This is a genomic window from Bacteroides reticulotermitis JCM 10512 (assembly GCF_000517545.1).
Taxonomy (GTDB): domain Bacteria; phylum Bacteroidota; class Bacteroidia; order Bacteroidales; family Bacteroidaceae; genus Bacteroides; species Bacteroides reticulotermitis.
The window spans coordinates 21854-44403 of record NZ_BAIV01000004.1; the positions used below are offsets into that span (position 1 = coordinate 21854).

Sequence of the window (22550 nt, forward strand, 5' to 3'; positions counted from 1 at the left end):
ATGAAAACAGACAGCCGAAACCTTTTTGCTATTAAGTCTTTCCTGAAAGAATACTTAGACTTGAAGAAAGACAAGGAGAATGAACTGGAAACCGTAGAAAACATTCGCAGGGGAGTAGAGTTCAAAGGAGCCAGTTTGTGGATTCTGATTTTTGCGGTCTTTATGGCTTCGTTGGGATTGAATGTGAATTCCACTGCGTGATTATCGGAGCGATGCTCATCTCCCCACTTATGGGGCCGATCATGGGCGTAGGGCTTTCGGTCGGGTTGAACGATTTCGAACTGATGAAACGTTCGCTGAAAAGCTTCCTCATCACGACTGCCTTCAGCGTGATAACCGCTACAATCTATTTCCTGTTTACTCCCATAGCCGAAGCTCAGTCGGAGCTGTTGGCACGTACTTCGCCAACCATTTACGACGTATTCATCGCCTTGTTTGGCGGTTTGGCGGGAGTCGTGGCGTTATCCACCAAAGAGAAAGGGAATGTGATACCAGGTGTTGCCATTGCCACTGCCCTCGTGCCACCGCTTTGTACGGCCGGTTACGGATTGGCTACGGGCAATCTGATTTATTTCCTCGGAGCGTTCTATCTTTATTTCATCAACTCAGTCTTTATCAGTCTGGCTACCTTTATCGGCGTACGGCTGATGAACTTCAAGCGCAACGAATTTGTTGATAAGACGCGTGAGAAAACGGTACGCAAATACATTATCCTGATTGTGGTGCTGACCATGTGTCCGGCCATCTATCTGACGGTGGGCATTATCCGCAGCACGTTCTACGAGTCGGCTGCCAACCGCTTCATCAGTGAGCAGCTGAACTTTGAGAACACCCAAGTGATTGATCGGAAAATCAGTTACGAGCAGAAAGAAATGCGAGTTATCCTGTTGGGCCCGGAGGTCTCGGATACTGCTATCAGCATAGCCCGTGATAAGCTGAAAGAATACAAACTGGATGATACCCAACTGACCATACTTCAGGGGATGAATAATGAAGCGGTGGACGTTTCCTCGATCCGTGCCCTGGTCATGGAGGACTTTTATAAAAACAGCGAGCAACGTTTGCTGGAGCAGCAGAAGAAGATCGGTGAGATGGAAAAGAACCTGCAACGCTATATCGCTTATGATGAGTTAGGGCGTACGTTGGCTCCCGAATTGAAGGTGCTTTACCCCACCGTCACTTCACTTTCTATTGCCCATTCGCTCGAGACCCGGATCGACTCGATGAAGACGGATACCGTGACGCTGGCCGTGATGAAGTTTGCCAAAAACCCGTCGTCGACGGAGAAAGAGAAGATAAGCGACTGGCTGAAAGCGCGTATCGGAACAACGAAACTAAGGCTGATAACCGAATAAGAATAAATGTCCTAAGCATTTCAGATGAAAGGATACGTTTCCTTTCATAAAGCGTTATAGGGCGAACTTGAATAAATAACAAACAAAAGAATGAGAATCAAACTGGCTGCAACCATCTTCTTCGCTGCCTGCATGGCAGTGGCGCATGCCGATGAAGGGATGTGGATGATTGGGAACCTCAACAAGAATAAGCAAGCGAAGCAGGTCATGAAAGAACTTGGTTTGCGAATGCCCGTGCAGAAACTGTATAATCCGAAGAAACCCGCACTTACCGATGCCGTGGTAAGTTTTGGCGGCTTCTGTTCCGGGGTAGTCGTTTCCGAAGACGGGCTGGTATTTACCAACCATCATTGTGGTTTTAGCAGCATACAGCAGCACTCATCCGTTGAGCACGATTATTTGAAAAACGGGTTTATTGCCCGTAGCCTTGCCGAAGAACTACCCAATCCCGAACTCTTTGTCCGCTTCCTGCTTCGTACGGAAGACGTCTCCAAACGTGTGTTGGCGGCTACTACCCCTGTCATGAAGGAGAGCGAACGACGGATGGCAGTCGATTCGATGATGCACGTTATCGGCATGGAGGTCTCCGATAAAGACTCTACGCTCGTTGGAGTGGTGGATGCTTATTACGGTGGAAATGAGTTCTGGCTCTCTGTTTACCGCGATTTTACCGATGTCCGGTTAGTCTTTGCGCCGCCTTCTTCCATTGGGAAGTTCGGATGGGATACTGACAATTGGATGTGGCCCCGTCATACAGGCGATTTTAGCGTCTTTCGCATCTACTCCGACAAACAGAACGCTCCGGCCGATTACTCGCCGGAAAACGTCCCGTATCACCCTAAATACGTAGCTCCGATTTCCCTGGATGGTTACCAAGAAGGTTCGTTCTCGATGACGTTGGGTTATCCCGGTAGTACGGAGCGTTATCTCTCGTCTTACGGCATTGAAGAGATGATGAACGGGCTTAATCAGGCGATGATCGATGTACGCGGAGTCAAACAGGCTATCTGGAAGCGGGAAATGGATCGGCGTCCCGATATACGGATCAAGTATGCTTCCAAGTATGATGAAAGCTCCAATTATTGGAAAAACAGTATCGGTACTAATAAAGCGATCCGCCACCTGAAGGTTCTGGAGAAGAAAAGGGAAGCGGAATCCTCACTTCGCGATTGGATACAATCGACTCCCGGTGAACGGGAAAAGCTATTGCGTCTCTTCTCATCCCTCGAATTGAATTACAACAAACGGAAAGAGACCAATCGGGCTTTAGCCTATTTTGGCGAATCGTTTATCAATGGCCCGGAGTTGGTGCAACTCTCTTTGGAGGTGCTGAACTTTGATTTTGAAGCGGAGGAGAAGCAGGTTGTCGCCCGCTTGAAGAAGTTATTGGCCAAATACGAAGGCTTGGATCTGGCTATCGACAAGGAGGTGTATGCTGCTTTGCTCAAAGAGTATAAAACGAAGGTTACATCCCGGTACCTTCCTGCCACGTATGCGAAGATAGATACCCTTTATCACGGAGATATACAGGCGTATGTCGATACACTCTATAAAACCTCGGCACTGACGTCTCCCATGGGGCTAAAACGCTTTCTGGAACGTGACTCGACCTTCAACATCTTTGAAGATCCGGCTGTTTCACTTTGCCTGGACCTTATCGTGAAGTATTATGATATGAATCAGGAGATGGTGGAATCTTCCGAGCAAATAGAACAAGGAGAACGTATGTTTAATGCGGCTATGCGACGGATGTATGCCGATCGTAACTTCTATCCGGATGCCAATGCCACCATGCGTCTCAGCTTTGGTTCCGTACGCAGCTATGCCCCTTTCGACGGTGCACGCTACGACTACTATACAACGGTTAAGGGGATCTTTGAGAAAGTGCGGGAGCATGCCGGAGATCCTGACTTTGAAGTACAACCGGAGCTACTGAATCTTTTCTCTTCCCGTGATTTTGGAAGATATGCCAATGCAGAGGGCGACATGAACGTTTGTTTCATCTCCGACAACGATATAACCGGGGGGAACTCGGGTAGCGCCATGTTCAATGGGAAAGGGGAGTTGCTGGGACTTGCCTTCGACGGTAACTGGGAAGCGATGAGTAGTGATGTCGTTTTTGAGCCTCAACTACAACGTTGCATCGGGGTAGATATTCGTTATGTGCTCTTTATGATCGATAAATACGGGAAGGCCGGCAATATCATGAAGGAGTTGCAGATTGCGCGTTAAGCACGCATTATTTAAGAAATAGCATTTCTCTTCCTGAGAACTCGGGAAGTACGCAAATGTACAAGACGGAAGGTGGTCCCTAAAAAAGATCACCTTCTGTCTTGTATGGGGGCGATCTACCCTCATGCTTGCTGAGTACTAGCTAAATTTCGACACCTTTTGCAACTCGTATAATATCCCTGCCTCCGATCTACGTCAATATTTTCATCTCTGCACAATAATACAACACTTTCATGTCATAGTCACTTTTTTGCATATCATTCAGTATATCAATAAATTACAATGCGCCTTCTTTTTGGGGATCATTTTATTCCGGTGAACGATAGCTATTGCTTACTTTCCTCCGGAACAGAGCCTTCAATTCACCAAACAAGTCCTTTCTTGAACCGTATTGTGCGGAACTATTCGTGGATTTAAGCAGTCTTTTTTCAGGTTTATTCCCTTCTATTTCCTGTTTCACATTATGTGCGACGCCTGTTCCACATTATGTGCAACAGCTGTTCCACAATAGTGAGTCAGCCGTTCCACAGATGTGGAACAGGAAATGTAATGGACAAAAATGTCTTTAACTAGTTGTTTACTACTAGCTAATGGGAGGTTTTTGCTAAGTACACAGCCTTCGGAAAAAGGTATTATCTATTGAGTAGATCAGTCTGAGAAAAGAAGGCGCATTGTATCGGATTGTCAATCAACTGTTTACGGCAAAAAGTGACTATGACGAGATGTCGTTTGCATTTTGTCGCTCGCTTCAGTTTCATGTTTTACCGGTTGATTAGTTTATAGATGCAGGCTATCGCCCTAGATACTACTGATCTTAGCTAAGGGAAGAAATGGGCACTCTCTGATTCCTGCATGGCTTAGCGAAGACTGAAGTACAGTCCCCATACTTTTGCAGGTGATCCCTAAGAGACCACCTGCAGTCCTATTCAAAAAGGAAAGGGGCTGCCCGATAACTCGGATAGCCCCTTTGTCTTATAATTTACTGAATAGTCTCTTTTACCCAGCGATTGAGTAATATTCAATCGGTAGTTAAGAGATTAATCTTTTTTCGGTTTTCTACGTGCCCATCCTTCTTCGCTGAAGTCAGGTTCGACATCTTTGAAGAACTTCTGCCAGTCTTCTTTCTTCTTAGGACCGCGTGTATCGGTATACCCACGTTCTGCACGGCTCGGCTTCTCGGATTTGCCTCCTCTTGGAGAGAAATTGTTACTTTCGCTTCTTGGCTTATCGTTGCTGTTGCCATAACGAGAAGGGCGATCTTCGCTTCTACCGTATTTTCTGCCTTCTTTATTATATCCTTTGGATGGGCCATTGTCGCGGCTTCTGCCACTCTCTTCACCGGCAACTTCAACTACGACCTTGCGTCCGTTCCATTTGGCGTTGTTCAGTGACTTAAGAACGTTGTTAGCCTCTTTCTCCGGTACTTCGAAGAAGGAGAAGTTCTGCATCAGGTCGATGCGTCCCAAGTCTACACGTCCGCGTGTATTGTTATTTAGTAGTCCGATAAGTTCGCTCGGGAAGAAGCTGTCTGTTTTTCCCAAATTGATGAACAAACGGGTAAAACCGGCAGATGCTTTACGGCTTCTTTTATCTTGGTTCCCTTCCCGGGGGTTGCGACTGTCGGCTGCTGTTGGCTGCTCAATCTCCGGACGGTTGTGATAATACTCCTCAAAGCGGTTGAATTCATGCGAAACCATTCGCTTGATCAGGTCTTCTTTGCTCAACCATTCCAGTTTACGATAAATTTCGGGCATAAAGGAGGCGATTTCTTCTTCATTAACCTTCACCTTTTCCAGCTCATCGATCACTTTCATCAATTGTTTCTGGCAGATACCTGCTGCGGTAGGCATTTCTCCTACAATAAACTTCTTGCTGATGATGCGTTCGATCTCTCGCAATTTACCTCTCTCACGGAGGTTGATAATGGCGATCGATGTTCCTGTCTTACCGGCACGTCCGGTACGACCGCTACGGTGCGTATAGCTTTCCGTATCGTCCGGCAAGCCGTAGTTGATGACATGGGTCAGATCGTCAACATCAAGTCCACGGGCTGCTACGTCTGTGGCTACCAATAACTGGATGTTGCGGATACGGAACTTCTGCATCACAGTGTCTCGTTGAGCCTGCGACAGTTCTCCGTGCAAGGAGTCGGCACTGTAGCCTTCCTGCATCAGCTTGTCGGCTATCTCTTGCGTCTCTTTACGTGTACGGCAGAAGATGATTCCGTAAACTTGCGGATAATAGTCTACGATACGCTTCAACGCTTCGTATTTATCTCTGGCTTGTACGGTATAGACCACGTGTTTAACGTTGCTTGTACTCTCGTTCTTACGTCCGATGGTAATCTCTTTCGCATTGTTGAGGTACTTTTTGGATATCCGCGCGATTTCCGGGCTCATTGTAGCCGAGAATAACAGGGTGTTACGCTCTTTGGGTACATCGGCCAGAATGGCGTTAATACTGTCAGTAAATCCCATATTTAGCATTTCGTCTGCCTCATCCATCACTACATTGTGAATGGTTGATAATGAAACAGTCCTTCTCTCCATCAAGTCGAGCAATCGACCGGGAGTAGCTACAATGATATGTACACCGCGTTTCAAGCTACGTATCTGGCTGTCAATCGAGGACCCACCATATACCGGCAGTACTTTTAAACCGTCAATGTATTTGGAATAATCGTTTAGATCGCCTGCGATCTGTAGACAAAGCTCACGTGTGGGGCAGAGAATCAATGATTGGGGGATTCGGTTCTTTATATCAACCTGCTGCAACAAAGGCAATCCAAATGCGGCTGTTTTACCTGTTCCCGTCTGTGCAAGAGCTACCACGTCATTATTTTCTCCTAAAAGGTACGGAATCACTTCCTCTTGTACCGGCATGGGATTCTCATATCCCATTTCTTCAATTGCTCTACGTATCTCCGGAGAAACGCCAAGCTCTTCAAATGTCTTCATTAAATCTCTGTATATCTTTTAATTCGGGTGCAAAGATATAGATTTCCTGTGGAATATGAATTACGAATGACTAATTATTCGAGTAGGATATTACGTAAATGTTTGATCTCATCGTCCGACAGTCCGATTGCTTTTCTCAGATATGTTCTGGTGTCGTCGTATCTTTTTTCGATTTCGTCTTTAGCAGCGTTCAGGTAGCTTTTTCTGGCCGAATAAATGGTTGTGATTGCTACTTGTGCGCTGGTAGGCAACCCGTAGGCGTATTTGGATGCTCGAGGGATGTTGAAGTAATCGTTGGTGAGGCAGTAATCTTCCATAATTACGTCTTCGTTTACTCCCAATGAGGCTAGAATAAGCGCGGAGATAATGCCCGTGCGATCTTTTCCTGTCGTACATTGAATAACTACCGGATAATTCTTCTCATCGAGTAACAGGGTAAACACCTCTTTGATTTCTTTTTGGTATTTCAGCACGATATCTCGGTTGATACGCTCTACCATGCGGTAGATTGTGTCGGTCGTGATCTTTTCCTCCAGTACATTTTTCAGGATTGTATCGAGTTTGGCAGAGGCGATGGGAATGTGTACGGTATGGAATTTATCGTCCAACCGGGGAAGGTTAAGACGTTCATCTGCGGTACGGAGGTCGATAATGGTTTTATATCCATGTTGCCAAGCTCGTGATAGGTGTTTGGCGCGATACTGTCTATCTGCGCCGATCGGTAGAGCATTCCCCAGCGAATGCTTTTGCCATTTTTAGAGGATTTGTATCCACCGAGATCACGGAAGTTCTGAATACCCGTAATATTCAGGTTGCGTGAAGCTACTTTGATGCGGTATTTGTTGTCAAATACCATTAGATAATAGTTACGACGGAGCGGGTCACGATTTAAAATCGTGATCATGCCATCCGAAATGTTAGCCAGTGCTACGGGGGAGTCTTCCCGGATTGCATTCGGTTGGATGGAAGCATACACTTTAACCTGACCCTCCATGGAAGGAGCCGTTTCCCATTTAATAATGTAGTTCTCCTGGCTGTTTTCTTCGCAAACCACGGATATATTGGGAGGGGTACTAGTACATGACGGGAGTACTAATAGGAAAGTCAGCCAATTTAAAAGGTTCTTACACATAGTTTCTTCGTCTATAAACACTATATGCAAAGATAGGAAATCTCAGCAGATGCGGTAATTCCTTTGCGATAATTAGTCAATGTTAATATTAGTTTGTAAGTAACGGGCAGCGAAGTCCTTCGATATCGAGTTGTTGAGGCTTGTACAGACTGTAGCGGCAAAATCTTTTCCACACTGGATCACCTTGTCCCAAACCTCTTCACTCAATGAATCCAAGTCCCGGTAGCGTACATCATATTTCAGTAGGCCGTAGATGATGCCTGCGTTGAAGTTATCGCCGGCACCAATAGTGCTGACAGCTTTCAATGGCTCAACCGGATAGTCTTTGTTGGTATTATTGGTGCGTAAAGCCACTTTGCCTGCACCCGATGTGCAGATGAAGCGTTGGCAATAGAACTTTATTTTATCCTTATAGATCTTGTCTACATCTTGCATATTGTACATATAGAGAAAGTCCTCGGCCGATCCGCGTACGATATTGGCGTATTCCAGATTATCGATGATCGTCGGTGCCAGTTTCATCGCCTCGTCTTTATGCGAAGAACGGAAGTTCGGATCATAATAAATGATGGCTTTCTTTTCGCGGGCTTGATCGAGAAGCTCCACTACTTTTTCCCGTAGCACCGGATTCAGTGCATAGTATGATCCTACCATCACGATATCGTCTTCTTGCAACTGTGGATAGAGCACATCCAGGCGTTGCTTGGGATAGTCTTTATAGAAAATATATTCAGCGTCGCTCTGCTTGTTCAGGAAAGCGAGTGAGACTGGTGACTTTCCATCGGGGAATACATTGACATGATCGGTCGGAATATTGTTTTCGCGCATGAATTGCAGAATCATATTACCTACCCGGTCGTTGCCTGTTTCGCTGATGAAGCCAACCTTTACGCCCATCCGGCCTAGTGAGACAATGCCATTGAATACCGATCCTCCCGGTACAGCGGCAGAGGGCTGTTCTCCTTGGAATATAATGTCGAGAATCGTTTCTCCGATTCCAATTACTTTTCGCATAACGATCTTGATTTTTCGCCCAGATAACCACCGTGGTGGCGTTTGGAATATTCGGCAATGGTAAATCCTGTTTCCTTCATCGTTTGCACCACTAGAATATCACCGATCACGGTCATAGCGGTAGTCGATGTTGTGGGTGTCATGCCCAAGGTGCAGACTTCGGCAGGATGTCCGGTACTTAGGCATACGTCCGATTCGCTTGCCAAGGGGCTGTCCGGACTACCGGTAATTACGATGAATTTTAAGTCGGGGTTCAGGTTATGAGCCAGCCGGGTTAACTCGACAATCTCCCGCGTCTTTCCGGAGTTGGAGATGAGTAGTAGTAAATCATTCTCTTGCAGAATACCCAGATCGCCATGTTGGGCTTCGCTGGGGTGTAGAAAAACAGAAGGAATACCTGTAGAGCAGAAAGTCGTGGCGATATTCATGCTATCTGTCCGGCTTTTCCCATACCGGAGGTACCAGCTTGCCTTTTTTTTGATGTATTTGTTCTACAATCAGGTTCACGGCCTTTTCATAGGCATCTGTAACGGGAATGTTGAGTACAGCTTGCGCTTCCTGTTGCAAGAGTTGTTGAATGGAATTGATCATAATTGTTGGGTGCTAATGGGTGCGTCTATTCTATGTCTCAGACGGCTCTATTTTATTTTATCTTTTAATTCTTCCAAAGAATTGGCCACGTCATAGTACGTAGAGAAGGGGTGACGGGCAAAACCTTTTTGTTCGAGGGTGTCGAGTGTGTTTAACAGTTCGGTATAGAATCCGTATTCATTGTAGAAAATCACTTTCTTCTGATGGTATCCGATAGAAGCCGCGGCAATTACGTGGAAGATCTCATCGAATGTGCCTACGCCACCGGCCAAAGCCACTAGTACGTCGGACTTTTCCAGTATGATGTCTTTGCGGTCGCTCAGGTTACGAGTACGGATCACTTCATCCAAGTAGGTGCTCACGCGTCCGTTCTCTTCTAATTTGGAAGGAACGACTCCGATTACCGTACCGCCATTTTCTTTCACTGCCTGAGCAATGCATTCCATTAGTCCGAGGTTGGCTCCTCCGTAGACTAACGTTTTGCCAGTTTCTCCCAGCCATTGCCCTAGTTTGCGGGTGCTTTCGAAGTACATTTTGTCAATGTTTTCTGAGGCAGAGCAGAAAATTCCTATCTTTTTCATACACGTTGTTACTGTTATAGTGCACAAATATCTGCAATTTTCTATAAACGACAATAAGTTTTATTGTATTTTTGCGGTCTCTATCTAATAAGGAAGTATAAAACAATGCATTACAACGAATATACATTACCCAATGGCTTGCGTATTATCCACGAACCCCTTCTCTCGAAGGTGACTTATTGTGGTTTTGCCATTGATGTCGGTACGCGTGATGAGAACGACGATGAGCAAGGAATGGCTCATTTTGTGGAACATCTGATTTTTAAAGGAACAACGAAACGGAAAGCCTGGCATATTCTGAATCGTCTGGAGAATGTGGGAGGCGATTTGAACGCCTACACCAACAAGGAAGAAACGGTAGTCTATGCTGCTTTTCTGAATGAACATCTTGACCGAGCGTTGGAACTGTTGGGGGATATTGTATTTCACTCCACTTTTCCGCAGCATGAGATGGATAAAGAGGCCGAAGTGATTATCGACGAGATTCAGTCGTATGAAGACACTCCTTCGGAATTGATCTTTGATGATTTTGAAGATATGATCTTCCGCAATCATCCGTTAGGACGCAATATTCTAGGTAATCCGGAGCAGTTGCATAGCTTTCGTACGGAGCATGTGCTCTCTTTTACCCGGCGTTTCTATCAACCGGAGAATATCGTCTTCTTCGTGCAAGGACAATATGACTTTAAGAAGATTGTGCGGTTAGCTAACAAATACCTGGCCGATATTCCGATGGGGACAGTGGACAGGCACCGTACGCCTCCTCTCCCTTATATGCGAGAAAATCTGGTTGTCCATAAAGAGACCCATCAGGCACATGTCATGATCGGTAGCCGGGGGTATAATGCTTATGATGATAAGCGTACCGCTCTTTATCTGCTGAACAATCTGTTGGGAGGCCCCGGAATGAATAGTCGCCTCAATGTGTCGCTTCGGGAGCGGAGAGGCTTGGTTTATAACGTAGAATCCAACCTGACCTCCTATACCGATACTGGAGCTTTCAGCATATACTTCGGGACTGATGTGGAAGATTTGGACACCTGTATGCGGCTGACCTATAAAGAACTGAAAACGTTGCGTGATTTGAAGCTGACCACTTCACAGCTCACAGCAGCCAAAAAGCAACTGATTGGACAAATAGGGGTAGCATCCGATAACTTTGAAAACAATGCTTTGGGAATGGCTAAGACTTTTTTGCATTATCGTAAATACGAGTCGCCGGAAGTTATATTCCAACGCATCGATGCATTGACGGCGGAGCAACTGCTGGAAGTGGCCAATGAAATGTTCGCGGAGGAATATCTGTCGACCTTGATTTACAAATAGTTTAGTAAAGCTATGATGTTTTGAGCGGTGGAACGACCTTTGAGTTGTTCCGGGACGAAACGTGAAGTAGTTTGACCATAGGCTTCATCGATGTGTGTAAAATCTTGCAGGAATAGTACATCGTTATACTTTTAATTTCTATCTGTTTTATTCTTTAGAATACGAAGATTTTCTCTACATTTGTCATTCTATAACCGAGAATCTTTTACTAAAGCTTAATCTTCAGATGAGAAAAACAGTTCTATTAATATGGTTGCTAGCCTCTTTTTCAACGGCTGTATGGGCAGATAAGGCATTTGATTCCTTGCTGAATGTACTCGATCAGACTATTCAGAAGCATGAGACTTATGTGGTGCAGCGTGAATCGCGAATTCGACATCTCAACGAATTGGCGCGGGGAGTGGTATTCAACTCGGTAGAACATTACAATTTAAATAACCAGCTTTTTAAGGAATATAAGTCCTTTGTGTGTGATTCGGCCATTCTCTACCTGAATGAGAATATACAAATCGCTGAGGCTTTGAAGGATCGTGAGCGGCAGGTTGAAAGTAAACTGTTACTTTCCCTGCTGCTATCCGCTTCGGGCATGTATACCGAGTCGATCGATGTGCTGGATATGGTCAAGCGAAGTGAAGTCTCTTCCCAACTCCTGCCCGAATATTACTCGTGCTTTGGTCATGTATATGGTGAGTTGGGCTTCTATACCCAAGACAAGACGCTCGCGAAGAAATACTGGAATATTGCGGAAACGTACAAAGACTCTCTGTATGCAATCTTGCCTCCCCAGTCGGAGGAATTCCTGCTCATGCGTGAAGATCGGTTACGCGAACAGCATTTGTATGCGGAAGCGTTGAAAATTAACGATCTCCGTTTGTCTCAGGTAGAGTCCGGTACTCCGCAATATGCGCTGGTCACTTACCATCGTTCGCTTATTTATAAATACAGCAACGACAGCATCAACGAGAAGAAGAACCTTTGCTTGTCGGCCATCTCCGATATACGTTCCGCCATTAAGGATCATGCCTCTTTGTGGATGCTCGCTCAATTGCTGTATGAAGACGGTCACATCGAACAGGCATACCGCTATATGCGCTTCTCCTGGAATGCGACCAAATTCTACAATGCCCGGCTGCGTAGCTGGCAGAGTGCCGATGCGCTTTCTCTGATCGATAAAACCTACCAGGCGATGATTGAGAAGCAGAATGCACGCCTCGAACAGAACCTGTTGCTGATCACGGCTTTGCTTCTGCTGTTGGTCGTAGCCCTCGGCTATATCTACCGGCAAATGAAGAAATTGCGTCTGGCACGGAATCATTTGCAGGTGGCCAATGGGCAGCTGAAAGAACTGAATGAAGAGTTGCGCCAGATGAACGACTGCCTGACTTTCACGAATGCGGAACTCTCCGAATCGGATCAGATTAAAGAAGAGTATATCGCCCGTTTCATCAAACTGTGTTCTACGTATATCAACCGATTGGATACATACCGCCGCATGGTTAATAAGAAAATATCGGCGGGACAAATTGCCGATCTATTGAGAATCACCCGTTCGCAGGATGCTCTGGATGAGGAGTTGGAAGAACTTTATGCCAATTTTGATACGGCCTTCCTCCATCTTTTTCCCGACTTTGTGAGAAAGTTCAATTCTCTCTTGCAAGATGACGAACATATCTCACTGAAGAAAGACGAACTGCTGAATACGGAACTACGTATATTCGCTTTGATACGTTTGGGGATCGAAGATAGCTCCCAGATTGCCGAATTCCTACGCTATTCGGTGAACACCATCTACAATTACCGGGCGAAAGTGAAGAACAAAGCCTACTCCAGAGACGACTTCGAAGAAAAAGTGAAGAAGATACGTTAAGCGTCTTCGCCTTCCAGCCTGATTACTTATTTGGGGATAAGTCAAGCTAGCTGTGAAAACAAGTATAGTTTGACTCTAAAACATGATTACTTTTTCTTCAAAACATTACTTGTTTTGCTTCATTGAAACGGCTTCATTCAACCTCAACGCTAGCTTCTTAGCCCGATCCGTAGGGTGTGTGGCGTTTCGGTGGTGCTCCTCTTTCGTTCGTTCCATCACGGGTGGAATCGTCGGTCCGGTGGCAGGGGTGTGTCTCAGGTGTGCCAATAGGCATGCAGTGCGGGCTGTTCCGAAACTGATCGAGGAAATATGCCATACGAAGCTGGGCAATCATTTCCGAATAATCGCAGTAGCAACTCATCTCCATCTCTCGCTCGTTATACTTGGTTGGACTCATGTGTTAACGTCATTTAATTTATTTGCAATCAATCCCTTCCGATAGTGCTGAGGTACTTTCGTTGGGGGCTCGGGTGTAAAGGAATCGATTTTTTCCGAGAAACCAAAAACGTTAAAATGGCTCTTTTTGGGCGAAAATGACGTAGTTAGCACTTGATGCTCTATAAATAAACGCGGAATGATTAGCTTGTCGTGTTGTATTTCCTTGATAATTAAGCGGATAGCATCTGCCTTTTCTTTGCTTTTACGGCTTCGCCAACAGGGACAAAACTCCGGAAAGAGGACCGGAAACAGACTTGCTTCAAGCCTGATTTTGATCCATATCTCCGTTCTGGGCGCTGTAGAGGGGAATTGCTGTTTTCCCTCTGCAGCACTGAAAAACGTTAAAATGCCCCTTTTTGGGCAAAAACAACGTAGTTAGGAAGCCATGAATTAACCTTTTTTATCCAAACAGTCTCTTATTTCTCTTTATATTCTTATTTTCTATATAATCGAAGGGGGGGGGGGTTAGTAGTAGTCCACTACTAAAAAAACGCGCCCCCTTCTTAATAATTAAATTTGTAACGCGCGCGTACACGCGTGATAAGGCAGGCCTGTTTAGCAAAACCGGAGCTGAAGTAAGGCAAAATACGTCAAAGTAAGACAAAGTAAAGCACAGTACGTATCAGTACGTACCGATACGTCAAAGTACGTACCTGTAGACTTGTCATAGAGCGTATCTTTGCATTGTTTTGAAAGAGCAAGTCGTACAACTCGCACTTTGTTCGATGGAATGGTGCAAAATGGAAGATTGGTCGAAATATATCATCCACTTTTTGGGACTCTTTGGATTGTGTTAATAGTCTGAAATATAGGTGTTTATGTTTTTGGGTAATCCACTTATTCCCCCCTCATTTTCTAGCCGAACATATTTTCGAATAAATTTGTTCTAAGCTTCCAGAGCAGTACTCAGAGCAGTGCTGTGGGCGGAAACCTAATTATTAACTTTAAAACTTAGTACGCATGAAAAAGAACAAGCGAAAAATCCTTTCGGGGAGTCGCAAGATTCTCTTCGCAATCTTAGCTATGATTTTCTCTTTGAGTGCATTTGCACAACAGAACACTGCGTCGGGGCAAGTCTCAGACGCCCGTCAGGAACCGTTAATCGGGGTTAGTGTGCTGGAAAAAGGAACCACAAACGGGGGCATTACCGACATAGACGGTAATTTCAAGCTCAACGTTAAACCCAATGCCACTTTAGTCTTTTCGTATGTAGGGTATAAATCACAAGAAGTGAAGGCAACTCTCCAGATGAAAGTAACACTTCAGGAAGATAGTGAAATGTTGGAAGAAGTAGTTGTTATCGGCTATGGTTCGGTGAAACGTAAAGACGTGACAACCGCCATTTCTACCGTATCCACCAAAGATTTGGATATGCGGCCCATTGTTTCGGCCGGACAAGCCATTCAGGGTAAAGCAGCTGGAGTTTCGGTCATCAGTCCCAGTGGAAAGCCGGGAGAAGATATGTCGATCCGTGTGCGTGGTACTACTTCAATGAACGGAAGTAACGACCCGCTCTATGTAGTCGATGGTGTACCTGTGGATAACATCAAGTTCTTGGCTCCGAACGATATCGAGAATATGCAAATCTTGAAAGATGCCTCTTCGGCTGCTATTTACGGTTCGCGTGCGGCAAATGGTGTAATCCTGATTACGACCAAAGCGGGTGCGGCCGGGAATGCTAAGATCTCGCTGACAGCCCAGTTCGGCATGAACAAGGTGGTTGATAAGATGTCGTCCTTAAACTCCGTGCAGTATAAAGATTTGCAGGATGAAATCGGTATGGTATCGCTGCCCGACGGATTACCCGATCGCACCGACTGGTTCGATGAGGCGTATACCACCGGAACCACACAGAACTATCAAGTGGCTATTTCGAATGGTAACGAGAAGATGAAATACTATCTCTCCGCCGGTTATCTGAACGAGAAAGGTGTACTCGACATCTCGTATTACAAGCGTTACAACTTCCGTGTGAATCTGGAAAACCAAATTCGCAGCTGGTTGACGGTGGGTGCCAACATCTCTTATTCGGACTATTCCGGTAATGGTGGAGGAGCCATGGGCACCGGTGCGAACCGTGGTGGAGTAGTACTGGCAGTTATCAACACGCCGACCTTTGCTCCGGTATGGGATTCTCTCAATCCGGGTCAATATTACAACAACTTCTACGGAGTCAACATCACCAGTCCGCTGGAGAATATGGCACGGTCCAAGAATAATAAAGACAAGGAAAACCGTTTGCTGGCTTCAGGCAATGCCCTGTTTACGATACTTCCGGAGTTGAAGTTCAAGACGGCGCTTACGCTCGACCGACGGAGTGCGGTTAATACTACGTTCCTCGATCCGATTTCTACCTCTTGGGGCCGTAACCAACATGGTGAAGCGTCCGATAATCGGAATACGAATACGGTTATAACCTTTGATAACGTGGCAACCTATAACAAAAGCTTCAACCTACACGGGTTGGAAGTGATGGCCGGTTCATCATGGACCGATTCCGACTATTCAAACAGTTGGATCAACGGTTCGCATTACCGCAACGACCTCATACAGACCTTGAACGCCGCCAATAAGATTGCATGGAACAATACCGGAACCGGTGCTTCGCAATGGGGTATCATGTCGTTCTTCGGTCGTGCGTCTTACAATTATGACGGTAAATACTTGTTCACGGCCAACATCCGTGCCGATGGTTCTTCCAAGCTGCATCCCGATCATCGTTGGGGCGCTTTCCCTTCCTTCTCCGCTGCCTGGCGTATCTCTTCCGAGAAGTTTATGAAGAATCTGACGTGGATCGACGATTTGAAATTACGTGGTGGCTGGGGACAAACCGGTAACCAATCAGGTCTTAACGATTACGCCTATCTGGAACGTTATAATATCGGACGTATCGAATGGTTCAAAGTAGGCGAGGCAGGTGATACAACCGATTATGCCAACGCTGTTCCAACCATTACGCAAGCCAACCTGCGTACCCGTGACTTGACTTGGGAGACCACGACGCAGACCAATCTGGGGCTTGATCTAACCGTTTTGAACGGTCGGTTGACATTCAACATGGACTATTACTATAAGAAGACCAAGGACATGTTGATGAAAGTCGATCTACCTTATGGTGGGGCTGGTTCTAACCAGATCTCCCGTAATGAAGGTGAAATGACCAACAAAGGTTTCGAGTTCTCTGTCAGTTCGAAGAATTTCCGGGGAGGAGACTTTACCTGGGATACGGACTTCAACATCTCTTTCAATCGCAATAAGTTGACGAAACTATCCTTGAAAAAGATCTATTATGATGCTAAAACAGCGGATGTAATCAATGATTATGTGGTACGCAATGAGCCCGGACGTGCTTTGGGAGGTTTCTTCGGTTACATCAGCGATGGTGTAGATCCCGAAACCGGTGAGCTGATGTATCGCGACCTAAGCGGAGATGGTAAGATCTCGACTTCCGACCGTACCTATATCGGTGATCCGAATCCTGACTTTACCTATGGTTTGACTAATGCGTTCTCTTGGAAAGGGTTCAACCTGAGCATCTTCATACAAGGTTCGTATGGCAATGACATCTACAACGCCTCTCGCATTGAGACGGAAGGTATGTACGACGGAAAGAACCAGTCCACGCGTGTGTTGAACCGTTGGAAGATACCCGGACAGATTACCGATGTGCCGAAAGCTAACTTTAAGATGTTGAACTCCACCTATTTCGTGGAAGATGGTAGCTACCTGCGGGTGAAAGATATTTCTTTATCGTACAACTTCAGAGGGAAACTGTTGAAGAAATGGGGCATTAGCCGCCTGCAACCTTACTTCACCGCCACTAACCTGTTGACATGGACCAGCTATTCGGGCATGGACCCGGAGGTGAACCAATGGGGTAACAGCGGAACGGTGCAAGGCATTGACTGGGGCACATACCCTCATGCTAAATCATACGTATTCGGTATTAATGTAGAATTCTAATGAAAGGAAAAACTATGAAACTAAAATATATATTTTGCGGATTAACCTCCTGTTTCTTATTGGGACTTTCCTCCTGTTCCCTCGGTTATGATCCGGTGGATACCTATTCCGATGTGACGGAAGGTGTAACAGAAACGGGTAAGAAGGTAGTCTTTAAAGACAAGGCTGCTGTTGAGAGTCATATGACTACACTCTATAAGCAGATGCGCGACCGTCAGGAACACTGGTATGTCGATTTGTTGCTGATTGCCGATGCTCACGCTGATAATGCGTATGCAGGTACTACGGGTGCTGAGGTTGTACCTTTCGAGAATAATAGCATCGAAGGTTCTAACTCGGTGTTGGAACGCGACTGGAACCGTTATCTGGAAGATATAGCTCGCGCCAATCTCTTGATTACCAACATTGATCTGGTAACTGATAATGCGCTGACTACCGTTGAACGGGCACAGTATAAAGCCGAAGCGAAGATATTCCGGGCTATGATTATGTTCGACATGGTTCGTTTGTGGGGAGATTTCCCGGTGATCACGACTATTGCCGACGATATTACGGCGGAGAATATTGAAGAGGTATACGATCAATACTTCCCTCCGCAGAATACGGAGTTGGAAGCCTATCAGCAGATCGAAAAGGATTTGCTGGATGCCATCAAATCGGCACCGAACAATACACCGGGTAATAAAACCTTGTTTACCAAATCGGTAGCCCGTACCTTGCTGGCCAAGATCTATGCAGAGAAACCTTTACGCGACTATACAAAAGTAATTCAATATTGCGATGAACTGAAAGCCGATGGCTTCGAACTGGCTGATCATTACAGCGACCTGTTCGGAATGAATGCCGGAGTGACAGATATCAAGATGCGTAACACGAAAGAATCGATTCTGGAAGCTCAGTTCACAGCCGGATCAGGTAACTGGTGTACCTGGATGTTCGGACGTGACTTGGTGAATTGGAATACACAGTTCTCTTGGGCGAAGTGGGTTACACCATCGCGCGACCTGATCAATGCTTTTACGAAAGAGGGAGACAACACTCGCCTGAACGAATCTGTAGTCTATTATGCCTGTACCTGGAGCAACTATTATCCTTCGGATCACTATGCGTTCATGTACAAATGTCGTTCGGCTTATAGCAGCTTGATCAAATACCGCTATGCCGATGTGTTATTGCTTAAAGCCGAAGCGTTGATTCTCAAGGAATCACCCGATTTAGGCGCGGCGGCCGACATCATCGATCAGATTCGGGAACGGGTAGATCTGGGTAAATTACCCACATCCGTTCGTCAGAACAAAGATGCCATGGTGAACGCATTGCTCAATGAACGACGTCTGGAGCTGGCTTTCGAAGGGCAACGGTGGTTCGACTTGGTTCGCCTCGACAAGGTTGAAGAGGTTATGAATGCAGTCTATGCGAAGGATAGCGGCCGTAAAGCGCAGGTGTATGCTTTCGGTAAGACTTCTTATCGCATGCCTATCCCACAGTCTATCCTCGATGCGAATGATAAGATTCATCAGAATCCCGGATATTAATACTACGTAAGGAAACAGATAATTATGAATATGATAAATATGAAAAATATAGCTTTGAGATTTTTAGGGTGCTTTGCGCTATTGGCTGCATGCAGTAACAGTGACGATGCCGAGAAACCGGTTGTTCCTGTTCCCACCGGAGATGTGACGATTTATGCTACGACAACCAGTCTGACTCGCGACTTGACCCGAGATGCCGTTAATTTCAGTTCGAAAGATAACCTGGCACCTACAACGATCAGTCTGGATCCTACGGTACGCTATCAAACGATGGACGGCTTTGGAGCGGCTATTACAGGTTCCACCTGTTTCAACCTTTTCCAGATGAAGCCGGCAGACCGTCAGGCATTCCTAACGGAAACCTTCTCGGATAAAGATGGATTCGGCTTTAGCTACATCCGCATCTCGATCGGTTGTTCGGACTTCTCATTGAGCGAATATACCTGTTGCGATACCAAAGGGATCGAAAACTTCGCCTTGCAGAGTGAAGAGAAGGAGTACATTCTTCCGATATTGAAAGATATTCTCAAAATCAATCCGTCCATCAAGATTATAGCAGCTCCCTGGACATCCCCGAAATGGATGAAGGTGAACAACCTGACCGATCTGGCACCACTGGATTCGTGGACGAACGGACAGTTGAACCCTGCCTACTATCAGGACTATGCGACCTACTTCGTGAAGTGGATACAAGCATTTAAAGCTGAGGGGATTGATATCTATGCGGTAACTCCGCAGAACGAGCCGTTGAACCGTGCTAACTCCGCTTCGCTTTATATGAGCTGGGAAGAGCAACGGGACTTTGTGAAAACCGCTTTAGGCCCGAAGTTTAAAACTGCCGGACTGGCTACCAAGATCTATGCGTTCGATCATAACTATAACTACGACAATATCGCATCGGAGCAGAACTATCCGGGTAAGATTTATGAAGACGAGGGTGCTTCGCAGTATGTAGTAGGAGCAGCTTATCACAACTATGGCGGCAACCGGGAAGAGTTGTTGAATATGCACGAAGCATATCCGAACAAAGAATTGCTGTTTACCGAAACATCGATCGGTACCTGGAATAGCGGACGCGACCTGTCTACACGACTGATGGAGGATATGAAGGAAGTAGCTTTGGGAACAGTCAACTATTGGAGTAAAGGGGTGATTGTATGGAACCTGATGCTCGACAACGACCGGGGTCCTAATCGCGAAGGTGGCTGCCAAACTTGCTATGGTGCGGTGGATATTAACAATAGTGACTATAAAACGATCATCCGTAATTCGCACTATTACATCATCGCCCACCTGTCGACTGTTGTTAAACCGGGTGCGGTACGTATTGGTACCGGTGGTTATACGGATAGCGGAATCACCTGTAGTGCATTCGAAAATACGGACGGAACGTACGCCTTTGTCTTGCTGAACAACAATGAGAAGGCAAAGAAGATAACCATCAGCGACGGCAAACGCCATTTCGCTTATGATGTTCCGGGTAAATCAGTGACTTCATACCGTTGGGCGAAGTCGAAGTAAGAACCTTAAAACTATCAAGACAATGAAAAATAGTATCTATATCACATTGGCATTGGCAGGGTTGTTAAGCATGGGCTCATGCAACGACGACGATTTCCTGCCCGGCAACCCGAGTATGGAGATCCAAGCAGAGAATGCGGATGCCCTTTTCGGCGATAGTCTGCCGTTTACCATTAAAGCATCGGATGTGGATGTACCTCTTTCTACGTTGAAAGCACGACTTTTCTATGGAGAAGAGATGGTTTCCGAAACAGTGATCCGTACCAAAACGAGCGGTTCCGATTATACGGGAAAGATATTCATTCCTTTCTATCCCAACATATCGAATGGAAAGGCTACATTGAAGTATGTTCTCCAGAATATAAACTTTACAACGACGGAGGTGGAGAAAGAACTCACCGTAGCACGTCCGGACTTCCCTTATCTGACGTTGGTCGATTCGGAAGGACACGAGCATCGGATGGATAAACAATCGCTTTACAACTATAGCGCAACGGGCGACTTCTCGCAGCAGATGAAAGCGTATATCAAGACTCCGAAAGTAGGAGCGCATGGCAATGAACTCACTTTCGGTTGGGAGAGTAATGCGATCACGATAGGCTCTACCACATCGATCCCGTTCTCCAGTACCGAGCCGGGAAGTTATAGCATCACCTTTAATACCTTTACCTACGAAGCGAGTCCGTTTGCCAAACTTCTACTCAATGGTAAGGAGATGGAATTGGTTGAAAATGATATTTATACTCTCAAACTAGCCTTGAAACAGAACGACATCCTGACGTTTGAAGGCGTGTCTGGTTATGATGAGTGGTGGATCGACCCGGACTTCTTTGCTAAACAGGAAGATGGAACCTTGAAGTTCTTGCCGATTGACGGTAATTACCAAATTACGGCAAACGGGAAATTACAATACTTCTCCGCAATAACGTTGAAAGATGGTAATCCGGCTAAGTTGCAGGATGATGGAAGCGGTGCTATCTGGGCTATTGGCGAAGGAATCGGCAAACCATCGACTGCGCAGCGCGAAGTGGGTTGGACGCCTGAAAACGGTCTTTGTATGCCGCAGCTTACTGCGAAGAAATACCAACTGACCTTTACGGCGGGTGTGTCTATGAAGACAAATGCCATCAACTTTAAGTTCTTCCACATCAATAAGTGGGACAACGGTGAGTTCAAGGGCGATGCTATCTCCACAACCAGCGAACTGGTTAAGATCAGCGAGTCCGGTAATATCGAACTTCAGACTGGGCAGAAGTTTGAAAGAGGAGGCGTCTACAAGTTTGTAGTCGATGTCACGAAAGGAAATACCAAAGCGGTACTCACTGTCGAGAAAGTGGGACAGGTCGAATTGCCGATGCCAGACATTACTGTCAACGGTGTGAAACTGGAAGATGGCGGGTCCGATCTATACCAGGCTCAATTTGCGTTGACACAGAATCAGGAACTCGGAGTTGTTGGAATTGAGGATTGGGCAGCATGGAAAGTCGATCCCGACTACCTGACCAAGACAGCGAGCAATACCTTGAAGTTCTTACCGCTGGCGGGTAGTTACCGCATCATCGCCGATGCCGCGCATAAGTATTTCTCGGCTGTGCGTATGAATGGCAGTGCTACAGCCTCTTTGGGTGCAGACGGTCACGGAGCAATCTGGTTAATGGGATGGGGCGTAGGTTCGCCTTCGCTTGACTTCCAATTTGGCTGGAACTCCGGTCGCAACTATGGTTTGGCTGAAGTTGCTTCGAAAGTTTATCAGTTCACAGCTATTGCCGGACCAGAACAAGGCTCAACGATCGGACAGCGAATCCGGGCGGATTATGTAAGCTGCAAGTTCTTTTTCCAAGATGGTTGGGGCGAAGAGTTTTCCGGAACAAACGCTTTGACACTGACTACCGGCGCCAAGCTATATCTGGCCGATAAAGGTAATATAGAACTTGCTGACGGTGTACAGTTGACGGTAGGAGCTACGTATGTGATTACCGTGGATCTGACTGCCGGGAATGACAAAGGGGTACTTTCTGTGGTAAAGAAGTAAAGAAAC

At 46.1% G+C, this 22550-nt stretch carries 11 protein-coding genes and 3 pseudogenes; 8 read left to right on the top strand and 6 right to left on the bottom strand.

What is annotated here, in order from left to right; genetic code table 11:
* Positions 1-1355: pseudogene (locus JCM10512_RS03025) on the top strand (TIGR00341 family protein).
* A 90-nt stretch (positions 1356-1445) separates the two neighbouring features.
* Positions 1446-3587, top strand: coding sequence for a S46 family peptidase (locus tag JCM10512_RS03030; RefSeq protein WP_044160345.1), 2142 nt, complete (start codon positions 1446-1448; stop codon positions 3585-3587).
* A gap of 1037 nt (positions 3588-4624) precedes the next feature.
* Here JCM10512_RS03030 and JCM10512_RS03035 read toward each other — a convergent pair.
* The 5 genes and pseudogenes from JCM10512_RS03035 to JCM10512_RS03055 form a co-directional block, all read right to left on the bottom strand.
* A complete protein-coding gene (locus JCM10512_RS03035) occupies positions 4625-6544 on the bottom strand; it encodes a DEAD/DEAH box helicase (RefSeq protein WP_044160348.1) in 1920 nt (639 codons plus the stop codon).
* A 74-nt stretch (positions 6545-6618) separates the two neighbouring features.
* A pseudogene (locus JCM10512_RS03040) lies at positions 6619-7676 on the bottom strand (tyrosine-protein phosphatase).
* A gap of 72 nt (positions 7677-7748) precedes the next feature.
* Entirely contained in the window at positions 7749-8690 is a 942-nt protein-coding gene (locus JCM10512_RS03045) for a carbohydrate kinase family protein (RefSeq protein ID WP_044160351.1), read from the bottom strand.
* Positions 8678-9281: pseudogene (locus JCM10512_RS03050) on the bottom strand (SIS domain-containing protein). Before JCM10512_RS03050 ends, JCM10512_RS03045 begins: the two are co-directional and overlap by 13 nt.
* A gap of 47 nt (positions 9282-9328) precedes the next feature.
* A complete protein-coding gene (locus tag JCM10512_RS03055) occupies positions 9329-9862 on the bottom strand; it encodes an LOG family protein (RefSeq protein ID WP_044160354.1) in 534 nt (177 codons plus the stop codon).
* A gap of 105 nt (positions 9863-9967) precedes the next feature.
* Here JCM10512_RS03055 and JCM10512_RS03060 point away from each other — a divergent pair, with 105 nt between their 5' ends.
* Complete coding sequence (locus JCM10512_RS03060; RefSeq protein WP_044160357.1) at positions 9968-11188, top strand: M16 family metallopeptidase; 1221 nt, start codon at positions 9968-9970, stop codon at positions 11186-11188.
* 226 nt (positions 11189-11414) lie between these two features.
* Complete coding sequence (gene susR / locus JCM10512_RS03065; protein ID WP_044160360.1) at positions 11415-13055, top strand: SusR family glycan utilization regulator; 1641 nt, start codon at positions 11415-11417, stop codon at positions 13053-13055.
* Between the two features lie 157 nt (positions 13056-13212).
* On the opposite strand, the gene JCM10512_RS22360 is transcribed toward susR, so the two are convergent.
* The gene (locus JCM10512_RS22360) at positions 13213-13452 is read right to left on the bottom strand and encodes a hypothetical protein (RefSeq protein ID WP_148298242.1); all 240 of its coding nucleotides are present in this window, start codon (positions 13450-13452) and stop codon (positions 13213-13215) included.
* Between the two features lie 1001 nt (positions 13453-14453).
* Between JCM10512_RS22360 and JCM10512_RS03070 the strand changes: the two genes are divergently transcribed.
* From JCM10512_RS03070 to JCM10512_RS03085, 4 genes are read left to right on the top strand one after another with little or no spacing between them, the layout of a single operon-like run.
* On the top strand, positions 14454-17456 hold the full coding sequence (locus JCM10512_RS03070) for a SusC/RagA family TonB-linked outer membrane protein (protein ID WP_044160362.1): 3003 nt from the start codon (positions 14454-14456) through the stop codon (positions 17454-17456).
* On the top strand, positions 17456-18991 hold the full coding sequence (locus tag JCM10512_RS03075) for a RagB/SusD family nutrient uptake outer membrane protein (RefSeq protein ID WP_081741207.1): 1536 nt from the start codon (positions 17456-17458) through the stop codon (positions 18989-18991). The genes JCM10512_RS03070 and JCM10512_RS03075 overlap by 1 nt, the downstream gene beginning before the upstream one ends.
* A gap of 30 nt (positions 18992-19021) precedes the next feature.
* Entirely contained in the window at positions 19022-20512 is a 1491-nt protein-coding gene (locus tag JCM10512_RS03080) for an endo-1,6-beta-glucanase (protein ID WP_044160549.1), read from the top strand.
* 22 nt (positions 20513-20534) lie between these two features.
* Positions 20535-22544, top strand: a complete 2010-nt coding sequence (locus JCM10512_RS03085; protein ID WP_044160365.1) for a DUF5125 domain-containing protein — start codon at positions 20535-20537, stop codon at positions 22542-22544.
* The last annotated feature ends 6 nt before the right edge of the window (positions 22545-22550 follow it).